Genomic DNA, 18705 nt, shown 5'->3' on the forward strand with positions numbered 1-18705 from the left:
TGAAAGATAGGAATGATGCAATCATGATGAAAAAAGGACATATGACACCAGAAGCCTATTTAAAAAATTACAGCGAACTTTGTTACTTGCAGGAATTTCCCTTAATCAAACAAGTATGTACAGAGTTGCAAACACGATTCAAAGAAATTTGCTATACCGAGTACGATAATGTGCTACAACAAATGGCGGATTTGCTAGAAATCGATGCCCAACTGCAAATGTTTTTAGATTTTTTCCGACACGACTTTTTTAAAGAAATCGAATTAGCAGAAGAAGAGATCGTCGAAATGATCAAAAAGGACAAAAATGTCTATTACCGACAAATGGCAGGGATCGGCACAAACCAGAAAGCGCCCCATGGCTTGATTTATCTCAGCGAGAAATGAACACTGTGATCGCTGAGATAAATCAGAGTGTCAACCACTCGTTGGGTAAGAATGGTTTTTATAAAATAACACTTCGAAATACTTTGTGACCGTAATGATTCCACAAGATAGTGTCTAGCAAGTTGACTTACGCATTGTCCAACACAACCAGACGCAAGATCCGTGGATTGATTTGATTAAGTAATCGATTCCAATCTGTCGCATCTGGAAAAGATTTTAGAAGAACGCATTCTACTTCCAGTAAGTATTCTGTCGTATACTCCGAATAATTGGTGACTAATAGATCAATTTGCTTTTCTTTTAAATAGGTTGGAGAGAGTTCACTGGCATTAGGATAATACAATGTATGGAAGCGACCCAAATATTTTCGCACGATACTTTCGGCATATTCACAAACATATTCGTTTCCTTCAAAAATCACGGCGATCGTCCGTTGTGATCCCCAATTTTCTTCTTTGATCGCTTCCATATGAATCGTTAAGCTGGCACAGAAATCGTCAAGATAGGAGGATGAATACAGCTTTTTGACTAGCTTGTGTTTTGCCAAAAATGCATAGTTTCTCTTATATTCGTAGGAAAACTTCTCTTTGACGAATTGCGTAAGATCGTCAATATTGACATTCATGATGGGCGAGAGCATATCGCGTATTTTCACAATCGTAAAAAATGATTCTAACCAGTGTAAATCTTTTTGTTCATCATAGGAATTGCCTTGATTTAGGGCATAGAAATCTTTTGTCACTTGTTGGATCTCAGGCCAGCGATTATACTTTCGGCAAAATTCTTCGATCGAAGGATGATTGATTTTTCGGCGACAGATGAGACAAAGTAACAAATAAATGATTTCGTCCTCTGGCAGATGGTAATGAAAATAGGAATAAAGGATCTCTCTTAACGTATCTGGAGCAATCAATGAATGATAAGCATAAAAGATGTCCTTTAGTTCAGGTGAAAGTTCGACTTGTAACCCTTTCTTGCTGCGTTCCAGTGTAATGTAGAGAATATAGGAAAAGTAAGAAAAAGTAGAAGCCGGTTGCTTTTTTGAATGCAAAAGATTGGTGATCTCAATGACAGCATCTTGGACATCCAGCGATGGGAAGATCGTATTGACATTGATATCTGACTCATAATAAAACAGACAAAAAAAGCGGCGAATATCGATTTCGGAACCTATCAATGTGACAGGGTTTGTTGATAGACGAAGTTTGAAGGGCTTTAATAATTCGTTCATTTTTTTTAAGTAACTGAGCAATGCTTGTTCAGAAAGATTAAGGGTCAAGCTCCAATCCAGAGCAGATTGTAATTCATCAAAAAAAATACTCTCCAAAATCATAAAAAATGGCTCGTCTTTAACTAAATTTTGTTTTTGTTTGATATACCCCTCGGGATCAAGTTCTTCAAATAAATACCCAAACTTAGAGGAATAGATTTCGATCGCATCATTAAAATGTTCGCGAATCATGGCAATATCCGCAATGATCGTACGGGTACTGCTTTTTGTTACTTCTGATAAATCGCCCAATGTTGCAGATGGATTCTTCTCAAATTCATTTAATAATTGCAATCGTCGGATTAAAGAACGATTTTTGATAAATTTTAGCTGAAAATTTTTCATAGTTGCCCCCGTTGAATTTAAAAAAGAATTAAACACATTATAAACAATTGGTTAAAAAACTTCAATTTCTATGTTTAATTTTATTTTATTTGACTAAATATTCGATTTTTATTATTCTGGTGGATGTAAACGGTTGAAACTAATTGATACAATGTAGGTTTTTTCACCGACAGGTGAAAATTGCTATTTTTTTTTAAGGATATTTGACGCTATAGTGAGACCATAGTCCGATGCTTAGGAGTATTTGTTTTTTCTCAAGAGGAAACCTGTGAACTGTTGGTTGGATCAAAAGGGAGAAAATAAACAGTAAATGTAACTAGCAAATGAGTGAATGTGCCATCAATACCTAAAAATGCAGTGTACTTGAGGGGTATCCACGAATGAGAGAGAAAGAAAATAGAAGACATTGATTGGTTGAAGAACATCTACGGTTACCAGAAAGTGTAAACTGGAAACGAACATGCAGATAGATTACGAGGAGGCTAATATGCTGGCAGAAAAGATAGCGGGAGCAGAAGAATATTTGGCGCATTTTCAAACAGAGCTAGAAAAACAAGGGGTGTTACGCTTTTTTCCTAAAATAAATGCCTTTTATCATCGGTTAGCAAAAGAGTTTTTAACGATTTTTCATAGCAAGGAAGAAAACCTGTTTGTTCAGTGGGGCCACTTATTGGCGATTGATGCACAATTGCAAATATTGATGGAAATCAGCAACAATCGCAAAGAGGGATTGCTAGATGACCTTGGGATGAGTGAGGAAGAAGTCATTGAAATGATAGAAAATGACCATAAGTATTTTTACCGTGAGATCACGGGGGCAAAGTTAACGCAAAAACCCAAAATGGGCTTGATTTATTTGAGTGAACACTTAGCGGAGTCCTGAAGTTTTATGTCTAATACGTCGAGTAGACCTGAGAGTTAGGAAAAAAATTGAGATAAATGGGAAACGATGATGTTCAATAGACTATTGGGGAAGTTTTATAGATAGTTTTTTGGAGAAATAAATGGAGAGTAGTAGTGGGGCTAAAAGGATGATTTTCAGGTGGAACGTACCCTTGAGAATGACAGAGAGCAGATGGACTACTCAAACAACGCAGTGGGGAAGGCAATTGGTTGGTCTTCCTTGCTTGAGTAAGAGTTGTTTTTAAGAAACAACAGATTGACCGCTAAAGTCAACGACAAAGACGAATGTTTTTTTCTCTTCATTAAAATAATTACTGTGTAAGACGTGAAAAAAAGCAAAAAGCGCTTGAAGGTAGGACATGAACGGAATGAAACTTTTTATTATTTTTGCCTCCTTGTCGGTAGGCATATCGGTGGCACAATACGGCATGTATGATTTCTTCTCAGCATATCTGCGATCCTTCGCAGCTGGTTTCAATTGGGGCAAACCATTCTTTTGCTTGGCTATTTCTTTCTGCTGGTTATGTATTTTTGGGTCCAGCGTGGCAGAACAAGGAAAGAGAAGCAATCTTTAGGAGAATGATCAAGAATTAAACAGCAATGATCAGCAAAGAAGCGTTTTTTCATAGGAAGAAATCGCTTGTTTGTAAGCAAAAGTATACATAAATAGTACGACCGAGACGAGCCTTTCGCGGGCTCTTACTTAACATAAAAAAATCTGCAGCAAACGTTTGCTTCTTTTGGTGAAACCAAGAAGGGATCGTTTGCTGTTTTTTTGTGCTAACAAATAGGCCTGTTTTCAAATATCCAGTGGAGAGCTTTTTTCAAGGAAATGAAAAATTCTTAAGGGGGAGGCTGGAAGAATCGATTCGTTCTGTAAATAGTAATCAAAAAATGGATGACCGAAGAACTACATACGAGAGAGTCAATAAAATGCTTCATGGAGGAATGGCTGATTTAACCAAGCGGCATTTCAAGGGAGTACCGAAGGATATTAGATAGAGAAGATAAAGCAATGGACAGAGACGCCAAAGTTTTTAGCGCTGCAATAGCTATTGGAGTATGCGTTGGTTTGGCTGCATCTGTATTGGCAACAACAGAGTACCGGGAAAGGGCTGGATAAGTGAAAATGAATGGGAAAGGTGGCGGTCCGAAAGAAGAACCATAGCTGATGATCCGCCAATCGTCGAGGAACCACCCAACTGTTTTCCGTGGAGAAATACCAAACGAGCAGGAGATGACCACTGACAGGCATGCTTCATGTTCTTGTCAGTTTAGTGATTCTAAGAAAAACAACATAAAAGAAAGAATACCTGACAAACGTAGCTTGGGGGATCAGATGAAAAGAGAGGAACGTTCTTAATAAGGATAGTCCCCCCTCTTTTTTTACCGTTATTTTATTGTGGCTTTTATAGAATGGAGAACTGCAAGTGCTTTGGAGATTGATATATGATTTTTCTATGGTAACAAGCGTTTTGGTGTATGTTAAGGATTTCTCGTTTTAGCCAGATTCTATGGTGAATAATTTATTTAAAACGGGGGTTTGTTTTTTTATTTAGGCATAGATTTCATCAGCCAGTGAATTTATTGATTTTTCCCGCATCACAAAGATAGCTATAATGAAGTATATCGAGGATAAAACCCAGCGTTTTTGGAAGCCAACTGAAACAAAGACCAATCGACTTTGTTCAAGGTTACCGTCTAAGTAAAGGTGTCTAAAAAAGGGTGGTTTTTAGGCTTGATGATGTCAAAAAGGGGGAGGGAGAATGAAAAGAGCGAGGGGGAATTTTTGGGTCAAACTGATGATCTTCGCTGCTTTTTTTCAAGTGATCAGTGCTTCGACGATTTTAGTTTCGGCACAAGAGGAGCGTTCCGTCGATACAGAAGGCTCAGTCCAGTTCACGGGTGTCTATGAACCAGACAAACCAGAACCTTCACCACCGACCGGACCGACACAACCTGGCGGGGATGGGGGACGTTTGCCGCAGACGAATACCCGAAAAAGTTCCAGTGCCACGGCACTCGGATCATTGCTGCTATTGATCGCTGGCTATTCAACAGTGAAGAAGACACGCAGGTACCAAAAAGAACGAACAACCTCAAGAACACAAGAAAAGTTGAGTAATAGAGAATAAGGGAATGATCTTATGAGATTTTTGCGATTTGCAACGAGCACCGTACTTGCCGCAACTCTTTTGACTGGCGGGATCCAAGGGACCGCCGCTGAAGTAAGAGTCGCTGAAACCGATGGGCAAGTCAGTTTTGTGCCCAATGATCGAGACCCGACGGAAGTGTTACCGCCTGATCCAGGCCCCGATGGCCCCGATGTGGAGATACCGCCGATCGGACCAGATGGACAAACAGGACCATTGACGATCGCTTATGCGCCGACTTTGGATTTTGGTACCCAAGAAATCTCCAACCGAGATGCCGTCTATTCGATGGTGGCAGAAAAGCAACAATTAGCGGATACCCAAGGGGAAGAAAACCAAGTACCGTATGTTTCCTTCGCCCAAGTACAAGATACCCGTGGGTCAAATGCTGGCTGGCGTTTGACTGTAGCACTAAGTGCGTTTGAATCAGGGACGCAACACAACGAACTGCGAGGGGCACAAATCATCTTTGCCTCACGAGAAGTTGACTACAATAGCCACAATCAAGAAAACGCACCGGACGCACATGAAGCCGGCTTGCGTTTGGATGCCAATGGTTCAGCACAAGCTGTTCTGACTGCTGATGCCGGCAAAGGGGCAGGCACTTCATCCGTCGTTTGGGGCTACCAAGATGAGTTGAATGCGCAAGTCCAAGCCCAGGCGCCGGTGGTTCGCAATGAGGCGATCCAATTGTTCGTCCCGGGAGCGACTGCTAAAGATGCAGCCTTGTATGTGGCGACTTTGAAGTGGCAATTGACGACCACTACCTCGCAATCAGGAGAAACAGTTCCAACGGCGCAAGCCGATGAAACAAACTAAAAGAAAAGAAAGAAGGAATAAAAATGAAATGGATTCGATTAGCAACAGTCGCAACACTGACCTCTACGATCTTCGCAGGCGGTGTACAAGTAGTAGCAGCAGAGGAAGAAAATAATCAACCAAAAACACCACTTTTTGAAGTAGAGACACCAAATGAGGTTAACTTTATCGAAGGGGAAGAAGACGTGGATGACGTTGAAAATCCAGTTCCTTACCCACCCGTTATCATTGATCCGCTTCCAGTAAAAGGTCCATTAACGATCGTTTACGTGCCAGAAAAATTCGATTTTGGTCAACAAGCCATTACTTCATCTGCAGCTGAATATTCTGTGATTGCTGAAATGCAAAACGTAGATGAAAACCATCCTCTTGCGGTCGGACTTCCAGACACAGTTCCTTACGTTTCCTTGGCACAAGTCAGTGATACACGAGGAAACAGTGCGGCAGATTGGACATTAAGTCTTGCTTTGACAGAGTTTGTCGGTCAAGATACAGGGGATATCCTTTATGGCGCCCAACTTCACTTTATTGATCCGCAGATCAAACACAATGATGGTACCGGGCCTGCTGAAGAAGCGCCTGAAGCATCAATAACTGATGGTGATCGTGTGATTTTAAATGCTAATACGAATATAGCATCGAGCATTCCAGTCATGACCGCAGGACCCAATCAAGGACAAGGACGCTCCTCTGTCTTCTGGGGAGACCAAGACAAAATGATGGATGAGTTTGAGGGTAATGATTTTACCGGAACGATTCTGAATGATCGTATTCAGCTGCATCTTCCATCAGCTGCGACGCCGCAACAAGACACCTATACAGCAACCTTGACCTGGACACTAGCTACCACAGTTAGTGTAGATGGTGAAAATGGTGGTAATGGCGGCGATGGAGACGACAACGTTTTAAATCCAGAAGATTAATCTTCAAAGCAACGCAACAATAATGTGAAACAACTGGCAGGAGTAGACCGTTATTCCTGCCTTTTTTGGAAGGAGAAACAACAGTGATTGAACAACCAACAAACCAACGCTGGCTGCGGCTTTTGACTGCAATGATCGTGCTATGCTCATTGATTGCTTGGCCGACACCAGTACGAGCAAATGATGACATTGAATCAGAGTTGAATTTTTTTGTAACCCCGATATTCCCTGACAGTCAGATCGAAGGCGGTGCTAGCGGTTATTTTGATCTGAATTTAGGCGCAGGGGAACAAGAGGAATTGCAGTTACGCATCCAAAATACATCGGAAGAAACCATTGATGTCGAAGTATCGGCTCATACTGCCTTCACCAACGTCAACGGAGTAGTAGAATACGGTCGTGATGCCGAAGCTCCTGACCCGACATTGCCTGCCTCGATTGCCGAATTGATTGAAACACCTGGGGTCATCACTTTAGAAGCCCAAGAAGAACGGATCCTTACACTTCCTCTGACGATGCCTGAGGAAGAATTTGATGGGGTACTGGCAGGATCGATCCGAGTTGAAGAGGTTCGCGATGCTACGGCAGCAGAGTCGGAAACAGAAGGCATCGGGATTCGTAATGAGTTTGCCTTTATTTTAGGAGTCGTCGTAAGCAACAACCGCTCGTCAACGGATCCAGGACTTGAATTGCTGGATGTTTTTGCCAGTCAAGTCAATTATCGGAACGTGATCAGTGCCAAGATTCAAAATTACACACCGACTTTCGTCAACCACATAGAAATTGATGCTGAGATTCGTGCCAGCGGCAGCGACACCGTCTTGTATGAAACACAGCGCACAAGTATGCAGATGGCACCAAATTCGCAGATGGATTTTCCGATCCCGCTAAATGGCGAGCGTTTCCGTCCGGGAGACTATGTCCTGACTCTGACGGCCCGTTCACAAGGGGAGGAATGGCATTGGGAAGAGCCCTTCACGATTGCGGCTGCTGATGCGAGACGTTTAAATGAGGAAGACGTGACATTGGAACCAGAAACCAATTGGTGGCTGATTGGCGGAATTGCCGCACTTGTTTTGTTATTGATCATCGTTGTTGTTTTAATCATTAACAAGAAAAAAAAGACAAAGGAAGGTGGGGATCAGTAAAATGAAAAAGAAAACACTAAAGATAGTACTATCACTTATGGTAGGACTATTTAGTGTTTACTTGTTTTTTTCGTCTATTCGTGTGTTCTTTTTTGAACCACTACATGCATGGCAAGGAAGAGAAGGTACGTTAGGCGAGGTGTTCACTGGATCTTCTTTTGAAGAATCTTTAGAGGATCAAGAGGAGTTGGTGGTTTCTTTTCTGGAAGAAATCCAGCAAGCATATGTTGGAGAAGTGTTTCCGATCATGTTTTTAACAAACCGCCCACTAACAAGCATCGACATCCAGCTGCCTGCAGCCACGATCATAGAAGAAACATTTTTAATGGAAGAAATAGTGATCACCCAAACCGAGGATCCCGAGCAATGGCTTCTGAACTCCGAAGTGCCGTTGACGTCGTTTAGTCTACCACTGACGATAGAATCCGTAGGTACTTATGAAATAACGGTGGCAGAGACAGTGCTTACCTTGAACGTGGAAGAAAGAAAATCCGGAGATGAGGGGGAGAGGCCCCCTATGGAAACGGACGACCACCCGATTGGCACTAACTTAGCAGCGGATCCTGTCACATCAGATGGTTCATTTTTTGATGACATCGAGATGGATGAAGGCAATCTTGATCTTTTGGAAGATAGGCGAAGAGAACAAGAAGTAGGCTCCTGGCTAGAATTTTTAGAAGCTGTCATGGACCCAGAGGTGAATCATATAAAGTTGATCGACAGCTTTGAATCTAGTGATAATCCGATTGAAGGTATAGCTTCAGGCGTATCAGGAAGTACAATTAATATTTCGAGTGGAGACTCTTATGTCTATATCAGCCAACCGGGAATCTCAAGAACTCTTATTATTGATGGACAAGGAAAATACCAAATTGATTTTCGTGCGGTTGCTGTTGGCTTCTTGGATAGTACGATGGTACCAGAATCTCCTTGGGATATTTCGTATCAAAATATTACCCTTTATCATGGGAATTATTACGGACCTATGAACGTTACTACTTTGGGTGTTAACAATCAAGCCATATCGACCATGCGGTACCATAATGTTGAAAACATTGGGAATCAGCTTTTGCATTCCGTTGGTACAACCGCAGTGCTTTCAGGAAAGGTTACCTCACATCAAGCACGAAGCTACCGTTCGACTTTTAATGAAAATTGGCAGATCAATGCTTGGAATCAAGCAAATTTTGAAGTCCATCGACTTTTGATCAGTCCCAATGCAGAAGTAGAATTGTCGACCATCAGTTCAGGAAATTTATTTTATCATGGTTTGAATCATCCAGAACTGATTATTGGAGAGAATGCCAAAGTTTCCATGAAAGCAAATTTTGAAGGGACTAGAGGGGAAGCCGATGGTGTGAATGTCTATTTTGGAAATGGTGGTGGGAATCTGACTGTTGGCAAGGGAGCAGAATTAAAACTTGACACTCAGATCAACGCCTCTGCGATTTCCACACTTCATGGAAACCATACCATCGATCTCTTGGAAGACAGCAAAGTGCATATCCAATCCTTAGAGAATCGAAGCCACACGAATGGATGGAATTGGAATATTCTTTCATTTCAAGGAGGCAACACCCATATCAATCTAAAGGAACGTAGTATGTTAAAAATTGATGCGGAAAATCAACCCAACTTATCGGCACATGTTGTTGGCTTCTGGGAACCTCAAAACAGTATCACTGTTGGTAAAGATGCTGTTTTAGATATTCGTTCGGACAGTCGCAATGATTCTCAAAATTTGATCTTTTTTGGAAATCTTTCGAAGTTGACGTTCAATGAGGCCCGAAAGGTCAATTTAGAACGAACGGCGCCGCTTTCTTTTAATAACGGAAGTTTGATCAACTTAAATGGAACCAATGAACTGGAAATCGAATTTCAAGGAATCAAACAATGGCAATACGGTGAGTTTGATGAGGTGCAGCCTACCCATGAGTGGATGCCTTTGATTCATATGAGTACCAACTTTACTTGGATCAATCCAACAATCAACAGTGTCGTAACTTTGGATCCAACAGTGGAACAAGGGGTACGTAGTCATTTTTCGACTCATAGCCAACGATTGCTTTTCGAGCAAGTTTCTGAAGTTGAAATAGAGTTGAATCCATTAACGGAAGATCCGACCTTATCAAATTCTCGGATCATCTCTGGAAGAGCAAATCCCAATAGCTATATTCGTTTTGAGCGGGAAGCATTTATGCCCGAACCAAATCCTTCTCTTGGTACTGTAACGGATCCAGATGGACGCAGAGAATTCTTTCACGTCCAAGCTGATGAAGAGGGAAACTTTCAGTTTGATTTATCCGAATTTCCAAACTTCCAACATTTTCGTCACGAAGAGCTAGTGACAGCCGAGGCGTTTTTGAATGGGAGATGGGGAAAGGATTCGGTGATTGTAGAGAAAATCGACATTGTGGACCCGCGGGATCCTTTTCGCCCGGATGAAACGGTCGATCCTGTGAATCCTCCTGTTTTGCCAGAAAACCAGGGATTTGTCAGCATCGACTTTATTTCTCAATTCGATTTTGGAGAAGTACCAATTCTTTCAAGTACCACTCGATATCCAGCAAAGCCGCAGGCGTTGCGGGAAGTTTATGAGGATGTGCATGAAGGGGACCGTCCCAATTATATCCAAGTATCGGATCGGAGGATCGCTACTACTGGTTGGACACTGAGTGCTCGCTTATCTGAAGAGGGTTTTGTGGGTACGCATGATGAAAGGCAACGACTAAGAGGGGCAAGCGTTTATTTGTCAAATATCCATATGGTAACCACTGGTTCGAATGAGTCGGAGACGCCAGACTATCAAGAAGCCATTGAACTTATTGCAGGTCAAAGTAAAACCTTGGCTTCGGCTCAAGAGAATCATGGTGGAGGGACGTGGATCCAACATTATGGCTCAAGTGAAACAATGGAAAACAGTGTGGAACTGGAAGTCCCGATTGGTGCCAACCCCCAAGCAACTGCTTATCGCGGCACGATTTATTGGGAATTAAGCTTTGTTCCGAGACCTGAGTCATAAAAGTTTGAATAAGAAGGAAGCAGAAGCTGCTGGAAGTCGCCTGCAGCTTCTCTTCTTTCGAATGTGTGGGGAGGTGAAACGATGAGAAACAAGCCGTCTTTATTGATGAACAGTTTATTTTCAATGACGTGCAAGCGGCAATTGACGATTTTGCGGCAGTTGGAATGTTGCGGTCCTTTAAGTGGGCAACAGCTGGCACATGCTTGCGGCGCTTCTCGGCGGACGATTATTTCAGACATTGAGGAACTGCGCCAACTCTTTGGGGCTTCGACGATCCTCGCATCTGCCAGCAATGGTTATGAATTGATGATCCAAGAATTGGCAGAGTATCAGGAAAAAAAGCGAGCATTGTTGGCGGATGACCCGAATCTGTTGTTTCTGCATTTCTTGTGTCAGCAAGAAACGGCGATACCGGAAAAACTTGTTGCAATCACCGGATTAGGCAATCAAACCTTTTTGAAACAATGTCGTCAGCTTCAGACCTTGTTCGCTGCTTATGAACTGACCTTGAATAAAAAGCAGTGGTGCCTAGAAGGGGCAGAAGGAAACATACGGTATTTTTATAAAGCCTTTTATTTTGAAGAAGAGGAACAGCCCTACCAAATCTTTGAGCAGCTGGCTGAAACGTTGACACTGCGGTATCGTCCGTCCTTGCCGATCGATCCAGTGGTTTCGTTGCAGTGGACGAAGGTCTTTCTTTTACGGGCGCAACAAGGTGGACGCTTGGAAGAAAATTGGGAAATGGCTGACTTTTGTCGGTTGTTTCTAGAAAAAACGGGTTTTGTCATCGAAGGCTTGGAGGTCTGCAGGTCCTTGTCGCAGCAAGAACGGTGTGTCCTATTGTTTTTGATGATGGCAGATGAAGGGGTACTTTCGTTTTTATTGAAACATCCGTGGGTCGAAGAAACGGTGCCCTTTGATCCAATCGATAGCTTGCGAGAGACGTTTCCCAAGCAAGCAGAGACATTGAGAGAAGATCGCGTATTCGTGCAAGTGACGTTAGCAGTCATGTTACTGGATCGGCTCTTCCATGTGCCACCTCCTTTGCTGCGGGATCGTCGAAAGCCAGAAGTGTCTGGTATTGGAAAGACGAAGGCACTTTCTAGCGCTGCTTCTCACTATTTGCTGACAATAGGCGAGTCCTATCTAAAGAACCAGCAGTTAAAAAACAACCAGCTGATGATCACCTATCATTTGTGTGGAAATGAGAAAATCAAAGGCTGGATCAAACAACGTCTGAGTGATTGGCTGGCTGCCCAAGGAGTGGATGTCGTCGTCGAGACTACGAGTGAGCTGTCGATTTTCACCGCCCGCCAGGTGGTAGTCACTGATCAACCGCTCTTTTTGCTGGAATTGGAACAGCCCATCTATCGGTTGGAACGACCGATTGAGCCAAATTCCATTGAACGTCTCGGCAAGGCGATTTTAGCCGATTTTCTTGGTCAATGTAAAGGCTCTGTTCCTAGTGAAGAGCTTCAAGCAGCGTCTGCCTCTCGCTAAAAACGGTAGAGCCAACGGTAGAATCAGTCAAACGCTACGTACGACGTAAAATTATGGTAGAGGAGCAACAGGTATCATGGGTCGATTCCAAAAGCAATTGGTACTTCGTGTGTTGGGGATAAGTTGTCTGCTACTGCTGCTGTTCTATTTCTTTTCAAACTACAAAATGGCTCGTGTCAGCGGTGATTCGATGGCCCCCATTATTCAAAACAACGAGTTAGTCGTTATTCAAAAGAATCAGTTGCCGCATCGTTATGATCTCGTCGCTTTTGAGCATGAAGGGCTGCTGATCGTAAAACGAGTGATCGGGGTTCCTGGGGATTCCTATGCGCGCAGTGGCAATCGTTTGCTATTGGGGGCATCAGGGTCCTATTATGATTTTTCCTATACCTTTACACTGACGCAAGAAACGGCGAGGGAATTGCCGGTCGGAGGCATCTTGCAGCCAGGAGAGTATTTCGTCGTTGGGGATGCGATCATGCACTCGATCGATAGTCGTGAATTTGGTATGGTGACGAGCGAGGCGCTTCGTGGGGTCGTCTTGAATTTCTTTTAAGGATTCAACGTGGTCAGTCAGCGTGTCTGTTTGAAAATCGAGGCTCAATTATGGACAAAAGATGGAAAGGGGGATGTCCGTGAAGATTGTTTATGTCAGCATACTGCTGCTTTGTTTTGTGGCGATCGGGGTGCTTGCTCAACGGGGATACCTCGAAATCTTTGTTCGAAGACTTGAGCGACGAACAAATATGACGGAGTTGGAAAAAAGAAAACTGGCTTTTTTTAAGCATAAGATTCGTAATGAACATCCGTTAGCGTTACTGATGGTGAGTGGTCTGTTTCTTATGAGTTTGCTGCTTTTGACTTTTACTCATGTTTCCATACATGCGCAAAGCTGCAGGGTAGCAGAGGAAAGGGAGCAGATGAAACAGGAAATCTTACATTTACAAAAAGAACAGATTGAAGGGACGCAACGACCGTTATCGGTGTACCCGTCTGCAGGTCTCCCTTTTGAAAATCTTGCTTGGCAGACGCTGCTGATGGCGGATGATCGAGAAGCGCGTTTTCAGCTAGAAGAAGAATTTGGGACGCAAGTGACGCCTTTTTTAGGACCGACAGTCGTGCTGATCCATATTGACCAACCGCTGCAAGAAATCACCCTAACGAGTTCAAGTCATTTGAACTCTTCTGCGGACTTTCCTGCTTGGGAAGCTAATTTGCAGCGAATCATCGATGATCTATCGCAGGCGCAAGGCGTGAAACGGTGCCATTTCGTGTTGCAAGTAGCAGATACGCCCGATACGTCATTTGAACAAACGATCGTCCGCAATGCTCAGGGACAGTGGCAAGTACTCAACCGAAAAGAGCTTGTCCAAGCTTCAGACACGGGAACTTAGAATGAAACAATCAAAAGAGTTATTGACGAAAGGGAGGGATTCAAGGGATGAGTAAGAAGAAGGGACGTGGGTGGTTTTCTGCTCAGACGCTATTCGACGAAATGAACCAAGTGTCATTGAAAGAATTAAAAGGATTTGAAGAAACGTATGAGAAAGAAAACAGAACCGCTGAGACAGCTGTTGCCAATGGACCGGCGAAAGAAGCCTTCGCCGATACCGCAAAAAAGAAAGCTACTAGCAATGATCAAGAAATGACGGGTACCAGTAGTAAACCCCAAAAAGGCAAAAAACAAGGGCAACGAAGTGGACAGGCGCCGGCACCGTCTCCTTCAGTACAAGCGGAACTAGAGGAACGATTGGAGCCAGAAGGATCGCCTAAGCACTCGATGCAACCCTGGTCCTCAGAAACTGGCATGCCACATCCAGTAAGCAGTAAAGGGAAGAGAAAGCGTAAAAGCACCAAAAAGCGTAATGAAACTGTCAATGCGCCCTTGCCTAGCTATCAAGAAAAACGCTCTTTTGAAGCGTTTACCGCGGAAGCGAACGAGGAGCAGATGGAGCTGGCGCCTGTCTCACCAGCAGATATGAGCTTTGAACAAACCCATCAAGAGTTAGTGTTGGCACGAACGAGAATCACAGAACTTGAAAAGCGGCTCCATGCAGAAACCTTGCATCGCTCACAGTCGGATATCCAGCAAGTGAAAGAAAAAGCGATTTTTGAACGCTTGGATTGGGCAAGAGAAAAACAATGGTATGAAAGCAAAGCCCAAGAACAAAAACAGCTGCTGCTCCAAAAAGAAGAGGTCATCACAAATTTGGCGAACCAACTCGCTGAAAAAGAAGCACAGCTGGAGGAGCAGGATCGAGGCCCTCAGGAAGAAGAAGCCGCTGCGCTTCGCAAAGCGGTCAATGAGCTGCAAAAAGAAAACCAAGAGTTACAAAAAGAAAATCAGCAGTTTCAAGCGGAGATGCGAGAGATCTTGCTGTTTGCTAGAAAGAAAGCAGACCGGACACTTGAAGAAGCGCAGGTTGAAGCAGAACGGATGATCTACAACGCCGAAATGCGCTTGAATATCGCCCATCGTACGGCAAAAGAGATCCTTGATGAAGTGAGCGATACGAAAGAGAACATGAATACTCTCTTTGATTATTTGTATGAACAAGTCTATTCACTAGCAGACAAGCAAGTATTTGAAAAGTACCAAGAATAGGTTTGCTTCGGATCACTAGAAGCAGGCAGATAGTACTGTGAACGTTACATAACGTTAGCGATCTTCGCTTTGAGCGGTGATCGCTTGAAACTTTTCTTTGTTTCTCAACGACATTTTGATTGGGAAATGGATTTGTTCTGTACCGGCTGCGATCGCTGATTCATAATACCAGCACTTATGGTCGATCAACGCCATCGATTGCTGCAAAGCGTCTATCTGCGCTTGCAGCGCTTTTTTTTGTTCAAGAAACATTTTATGGCGTTCTTGCAGCGAGTCATCACCAAGGCGTGTCAATTGTGCATAATCTTTGATCTCTTTAATGGTCATGCCTGTTTCCTTCAGACATTCGATCAATTCCAGCATCTCAATTTCGGTATCTGAAAATAAACGGTAGCCAGATTCTTTGCGCGCTAACGTCGGCAAAAGGCCTTCTTTGTCGTAATAGCGGATGGTTGACGTGGGGATATTTAAGGCTTTCGCAACTTGGGATATCGTATAGGTCATTTTTTTTCACTCCTTAACGTTGACTTTAAAGTTAACTTTAATGTTAGTATGACAGTAAGCAAAGGAAAAAGCAATGAGGAGGAAACAGAGATGACAGAAAAAAACATGAAAGCTGCTGTATTAAAAGGACCAGAAACGATCGAGGTCAAACAAGTACCTGTGCCGAAAGTGGAAGAAGGACTGATCGAGATCCAAGTTTCAGCTTGCGGCGTCTGCGGCAGTGACGTGCATATGTGGCAAGCAGGGAAAGGTTGGGGCAAAACAGGGGAGTCCGATTTTATCATGGGTCACGAGTTTTGCGGTGTCGTGACGGATGCAGGCGATAGTTCCTTTAAAATCGGCGATCGCGTCGCTTTTTGGGCAAATCTTTATTGTGGAAAATGTGATATGTGCCAAAAAGGGCAAGAGCATTTGTGTCGGGAAGTAAACGGCACCAATTATATCGGCTTTGTCTGCAATGGCGCCTATGCCGAACGGTTTGTCGGAAAAGCGTCCAATGCTTATAAATTGCCAGATACAGTTTCAGATACAGCAGCTAGCTTGATTGATCCCTTGATGGTTGCCTATCATGCCGTCCGTAAATCCAATATTAAGTTAAATGACAAAGTCTTGGTTTCTGGGAGTGGGATCATTGGGCAATTGATTGGCGAATTGGCCAAAAAAGCTGGGGCTTCTTATGTGGCCATGTCCAAAATCAACGATACAAAAATTGAGAAAGCCAAGGAATTGGGAATCTTTGATGACTACTTTGATGCCAAGGATCCAAAACGTGGGGAAGTATTGAAAGACGCCTCTGCTGGTGGATTCGATTTGATTTTTGAAGCAGTCGGTTCCAGCAGTTCCTTAGCGACGTGCATTGAGGCTGCTCGTCCTGGTGCAACGATCGTGGCGATCGGAAATTCCGTTGCTCCCGAAATTCCTTTTTCATTAAATCGGTTGGTCTTGCAGGAAATCAAGCTCATCGGCAGCGTTTCATGCACCCGCCAAGAGTTTGAACAAACGATCGACTTGATTGCTAGTGGCATGATCGATCCCACAAAATATATCACGGATGAATACCCATTGGAAAAACTGCAAGAGGCGCTAGAACGCCAAACGTTAGAAGATGATCCATTGGTCAAAGCGGTTGTGAGGTTTTAAATCCGATCCAGAGAAGAATACCAAATGAAAATCGGGCACCGAGTATTGAACAAACATAGAATGATAGCTGATTCTGCTTAACATCTACGAGGTGTTAAGCTTTTTTATTTGAATCTGCAATAGAAAATCTGTTGCGCACAGGCAAAAGGTTGTGTGTATACATGGGTGTCAGCACTTTTCTTATTTGTCGCGTGTCGCAGTGCTATCATTTGATCCAGGAAAAGAATGGTGCTTGCCTTGCTATGGATTGAAAGAAAGCCCGCAGCAAGTTCAAAAAAGCAAAAGCGAACTTTTCTGACAATGGATGTTTCGTGCCACATCTTATGTTTTTAGAAAGAAGTTCATTTGACGTAGCGAAGAAAGGGGTTTCTGTTGTATGGTAGAATGAATAGAGCCAAGTCAGAAAAGGAAATGAGTGAAGAAATGGCATGAGGGAACTTCAGATGTCTTTTATTACAAGTCCGAGTACAAAGCGTTGGATGCAGATATTAACGATTATTGAACGAGAACAAGTTTTTAAAGTTGGGATTCTTTCTGAGCGATTGGCTATTTCTCAGCGGACATTGGTGAAAGACCTACGCTTGATCAAAGAGCATTTTGGCGAATGTATTGAATTGGTATCAGGTAATAGCGGATTTCATTTCGAAGAACGAAATCGTGTTCTCTTTAAAGAAAAAAAAGAGCAGCTATTAAATCAGGAAGTTTTATTTGAAATCATTGGGAACATTTTTTATGGAGAAGTAGTTGATCTGAATGAATTGGCTTATCGATACAATTATGCGGAAACAACATTACGAAGGTTTATTGCACGTGTGCAACCAGCCTTAAAAGAGTATGGACTTTCTCTAAGTTTCACACCGGTTACTTTGGTAGGCGATGAAGCAAGCATTCGTAAATTCTTTTTTGATTTTTACTACGTAGGTGAGTCCACCCCCTATACGATCAGACCACCAGAAGGACTGCATCATGTAATTCTAAAGGGACTTTCTGATAAATTGGGAAAATATGAAGTAGGGACTGGCTTGACGATCTCGGCTTTTTATTCACTGCTGTATATAACGATTGTACGGGCGCAAAAGGAGCACTATGTTTCGATTCCTGAATGGGCAAAAGAGCTTGTCTATCAAGAAAATGATTTTAAATTGTTAGAGATTCTGAAAGAAGTCATTTTCAAAGAGTATGGGGTATCTTTACCCAAAGAAGAACTTGCTTGGCTTCACTACATGATTATATGTACGCGGACAATCAATCAATACGATCGAGAAAAAACTTTTCTAGCTCGATTTAATTTCTGGACAGAAGTGAAGCCGATCGTAAAAGCGTATTTTGCTGGTGCCGAATTTAAGGGCTGGGATCAGTCACTGCTAGAAGATTATCTAACCTCCTTTCTGGTGTCTAGAAAACTTAATGAAGTGATTTGTCCATCTTTGAACAAGCGACAAGCTGAAGAAGTCGCCTCAATAAAAACATACCATCGAGAGTCTTACTACAAAAATAAAGCATTTTTGGAAAAGTACAAAGAAGAGTTAGCTTTTGCGACAGAATTTATGGAAGATATTGCTATCAGTTTTACAACGGTAAGTGATTTACTGCGCGACTATTATCAGCCGAAAAAAAATATTTTGTTTCTTATAGAAGGGGACTCAATGGTCGTTCAAATGATTCGATTACAAGCAATTCGGCTCTTTTCAAACAAGTATCAAGTCATTTTTCTTTCATTGCACGAATTAACAGAAGAACGATTAAAAGCGGACCAGAAGGTTTTGATCGTCACAAATTATCGTCCCTATATCCTGGATTATGGTTTGACGGATGATTATATCTTGTTAAGTAGCATACCAACGAAGAAAGATTGGGAGCGTGTGATTTGTCGATTGTATCCTCAAACTAAAGAGTGCCCTCTGTGAAGTGAACCAAGTGAAGCAATAGTGAATGGGAAGTTAGGGAGTATTTTTTCGGACTGTCTTCTGGGAGGAAACTTTCGATT

Annotated in this window: 16 protein-coding genes; 14 read left to right on the top strand and 2 right to left on the bottom strand. The window is 42.8% G+C overall.

The genetic code is table 11. The features are described from left to right. Positions 1-23 precede the first annotated feature (23 nt). Positions 24-386, top strand: coding sequence for a DUF7006 family protein (locus IGK85_RS02810; protein ID WP_008377996.1), 363 nt, complete (start codon positions 24-26; stop codon positions 384-386). A 127-nt stretch (positions 387-513) separates the two neighbouring features. Here the strand turns inward: IGK85_RS02810 and IGK85_RS02815 are convergent, their stop codons facing one another. Next, complete coding sequence (locus IGK85_RS02815; RefSeq protein WP_008377998.1) at positions 514-2001, bottom strand: helix-turn-helix domain-containing protein; 1488 nt, start codon at positions 1999-2001, stop codon at positions 514-516. Between the two features lie 487 nt (positions 2002-2488). Here IGK85_RS02815 and IGK85_RS02820 point away from each other — a divergent pair, with 487 nt between their 5' ends. The 11 genes from IGK85_RS02820 (at position 2489) to IGK85_RS02870 (ending at position 15074) form a co-directional block, all read left to right on the top strand. Continuing rightward, positions 2489-2884, top strand: coding sequence for a DUF7006 family protein (locus tag IGK85_RS02820; RefSeq protein WP_008377999.1), 396 nt, complete (start codon positions 2489-2491; stop codon positions 2882-2884). A gap of 379 nt (positions 2885-3263) precedes the next feature. Then, on the top strand, positions 3264-3479 hold the full coding sequence (locus tag IGK85_RS02825) for a hypothetical protein (protein ID WP_237714952.1): 216 nt from the start codon (positions 3264-3266) through the stop codon (positions 3477-3479). Positions 3480-4670: 1191 nt separating this feature from the next. Then, entirely contained in the window at positions 4671-5039 is a 369-nt protein-coding gene (locus tag IGK85_RS02830) for an LPXTG cell wall anchor domain-containing protein (protein WP_008378002.1), read from the top strand. Between the two features lie 12 nt (positions 5040-5051). Further along, positions 5052-5876 (top strand): WxL domain-containing protein, encoded by an 825-nt coding sequence (locus tag IGK85_RS02835; RefSeq protein ID WP_008378004.1) that lies wholly within the window; start codon positions 5052-5054, stop codon positions 5874-5876. Between the two features lie 23 nt (positions 5877-5899). Next, positions 5900-6799 carry a WxL domain-containing protein gene (locus IGK85_RS02840; RefSeq protein WP_008378005.1) on the top strand — a complete coding sequence of 300 codons (900 nt, stop codon included), beginning with the start codon at positions 5900-5902 and terminating at the stop codon, positions 6797-6799. Between the two features lie 83 nt (positions 6800-6882). Continuing rightward, entirely contained in the window at positions 6883-7947 is a 1065-nt protein-coding gene (locus IGK85_RS02845) for a DUF916 and DUF3324 domain-containing protein (protein WP_008378007.1), read from the top strand. Between the two features lies 1 nt (position 7948). Next, complete coding sequence (locus IGK85_RS02850) at positions 7949-10969, top strand: WxL domain-containing protein (RefSeq protein ID WP_008378010.1); 3021 nt, start codon at positions 7949-7951, stop codon at positions 10967-10969. 81 nt (positions 10970-11050) lie between these two features. Beyond that, on the top strand, positions 11051-12469 hold the full coding sequence (locus tag IGK85_RS02855) for an HTH domain-containing protein (protein ID WP_008378011.1): 1419 nt from the start codon (positions 11051-11053) through the stop codon (positions 12467-12469). 76 nt (positions 12470-12545) lie between these two features. Beyond that, positions 12546-13025 (top strand): signal peptidase I, encoded by a 480-nt coding sequence (gene lepB, locus IGK85_RS02860; RefSeq protein ID WP_008378013.1) that lies wholly within the window; start codon positions 12546-12548, stop codon positions 13023-13025. Between the two features lie 73 nt (positions 13026-13098). Then, entirely contained in the window at positions 13099-13863 is a 765-nt protein-coding gene (locus IGK85_RS02865) for a hypothetical protein (RefSeq protein WP_035006577.1), read from the top strand. 47 nt (positions 13864-13910) lie between these two features. Further along, on the top strand, positions 13911-15074 hold the full coding sequence (locus IGK85_RS02870; protein ID WP_008378017.1) for a hypothetical protein: 1164 nt from the start codon (positions 13911-13913) through the stop codon (positions 15072-15074). Between the two features lie 54 nt (positions 15075-15128). On the opposite strand, the gene IGK85_RS02875 is transcribed toward IGK85_RS02870, so the two are convergent. Further along, a complete protein-coding gene (locus IGK85_RS02875; RefSeq protein WP_008378019.1) occupies positions 15129-15578 on the bottom strand; it encodes a MerR family transcriptional regulator in 450 nt (149 codons plus the stop codon). A 90-nt stretch (positions 15579-15668) separates the two neighbouring features. Between IGK85_RS02875 and IGK85_RS02880 the strand changes: the two genes are divergently transcribed. Next, the gene (locus tag IGK85_RS02880; protein ID WP_008378020.1) at positions 15669-16718 is read left to right on the top strand and encodes a zinc-dependent alcohol dehydrogenase; all 1050 of its coding nucleotides are present in this window, start codon (positions 15669-15671) and stop codon (positions 16716-16718) included. A 428-nt stretch (positions 16719-17146) separates the two neighbouring features. Continuing rightward, positions 17147-18625: a helix-turn-helix domain-containing protein gene (locus IGK85_RS02885; protein WP_429972134.1), complete on the top strand. Its 1479-nt coding sequence runs from the start codon at positions 17147-17149 to the stop codon at positions 18623-18625. Positions 18626-18705: the final 80 nt, after the last annotated feature.

Source organism: Enterococcus sp. AZ015 (assembly GCF_050499225.1).
Lineage (GTDB): Bacteria > Bacillota > Bacilli > Lactobacillales > Enterococcaceae > Enterococcus_D > Enterococcus_D entomosocium.

Coding starts and splice junctions, on each gene's coding strand:
- IGK85_RS02810 (WP_008377996.1), top strand. CDS start 24: ATGATGAAAAAAGGACATATGACACCAGAAGCCTATTTAAAAAATTAC.
- IGK85_RS02815 (WP_008377998.1), bottom strand. CDS start 2,001: ATGAAAAATTTTCAGCTAAAATTTATCAAAAATCGTTCTTTAATCCGA.
- IGK85_RS02820 (WP_008377999.1), top strand. CDS start 2,489: ATGCTGGCAGAAAAGATAGCGGGAGCAGAAGAATATTTGGCGCATTTT.
- IGK85_RS02825 (WP_237714952.1), top strand. CDS start 3,264: ATGAACGGAATGAAACTTTTTATTATTTTTGCCTCCTTGTCGGTAGGC.
- IGK85_RS02830 (WP_008378002.1), top strand. CDS start 4,671: ATGAAAAGAGCGAGGGGGAATTTTTGGGTCAAACTGATGATCTTCGCT.
- IGK85_RS02835 (WP_008378004.1), top strand. CDS start 5,052: ATGAGATTTTTGCGATTTGCAACGAGCACCGTACTTGCCGCAACTCTT.
- IGK85_RS02840 (WP_008378005.1), top strand. CDS start 5,900: ATGAAATGGATTCGATTAGCAACAGTCGCAACACTGACCTCTACGATC.
- IGK85_RS02850 (WP_008378010.1), top strand. CDS start 7,949: ATGAAAAAGAAAACACTAAAGATAGTACTATCACTTATGGTAGGACTA.
- IGK85_RS02855 (WP_008378011.1), top strand. CDS start 11,051: ATGAGAAACAAGCCGTCTTTATTGATGAACAGTTTATTTTCAATGACG.
- lepB (WP_008378013.1), top strand. CDS start 12,546: ATGGGTCGATTCCAAAAGCAATTGGTACTTCGTGTGTTGGGGATAAGT.
- IGK85_RS02865 (WP_035006577.1), top strand. CDS start 13,099: ATGTCCGTGAAGATTGTTTATGTCAGCATACTGCTGCTTTGTTTTGTG.
- IGK85_RS02870 (WP_008378017.1), top strand. CDS start 13,911: ATGAGTAAGAAGAAGGGACGTGGGTGGTTTTCTGCTCAGACGCTATTC.
- IGK85_RS02875 (WP_008378019.1), bottom strand. CDS start 15,578: ATGACCTATACGATATCCCAAGTTGCGAAAGCCTTAAATATCCCCACG.
- IGK85_RS02880 (WP_008378020.1), top strand. CDS start 15,669: ATGACAGAAAAAAACATGAAAGCTGCTGTATTAAAAGGACCAGAAACG.
- IGK85_RS02885 (WP_429972134.1), top strand. CDS start 17,147: ATGAGGGAACTTCAGATGTCTTTTATTACAAGTCCGAGTACAAAGCGT.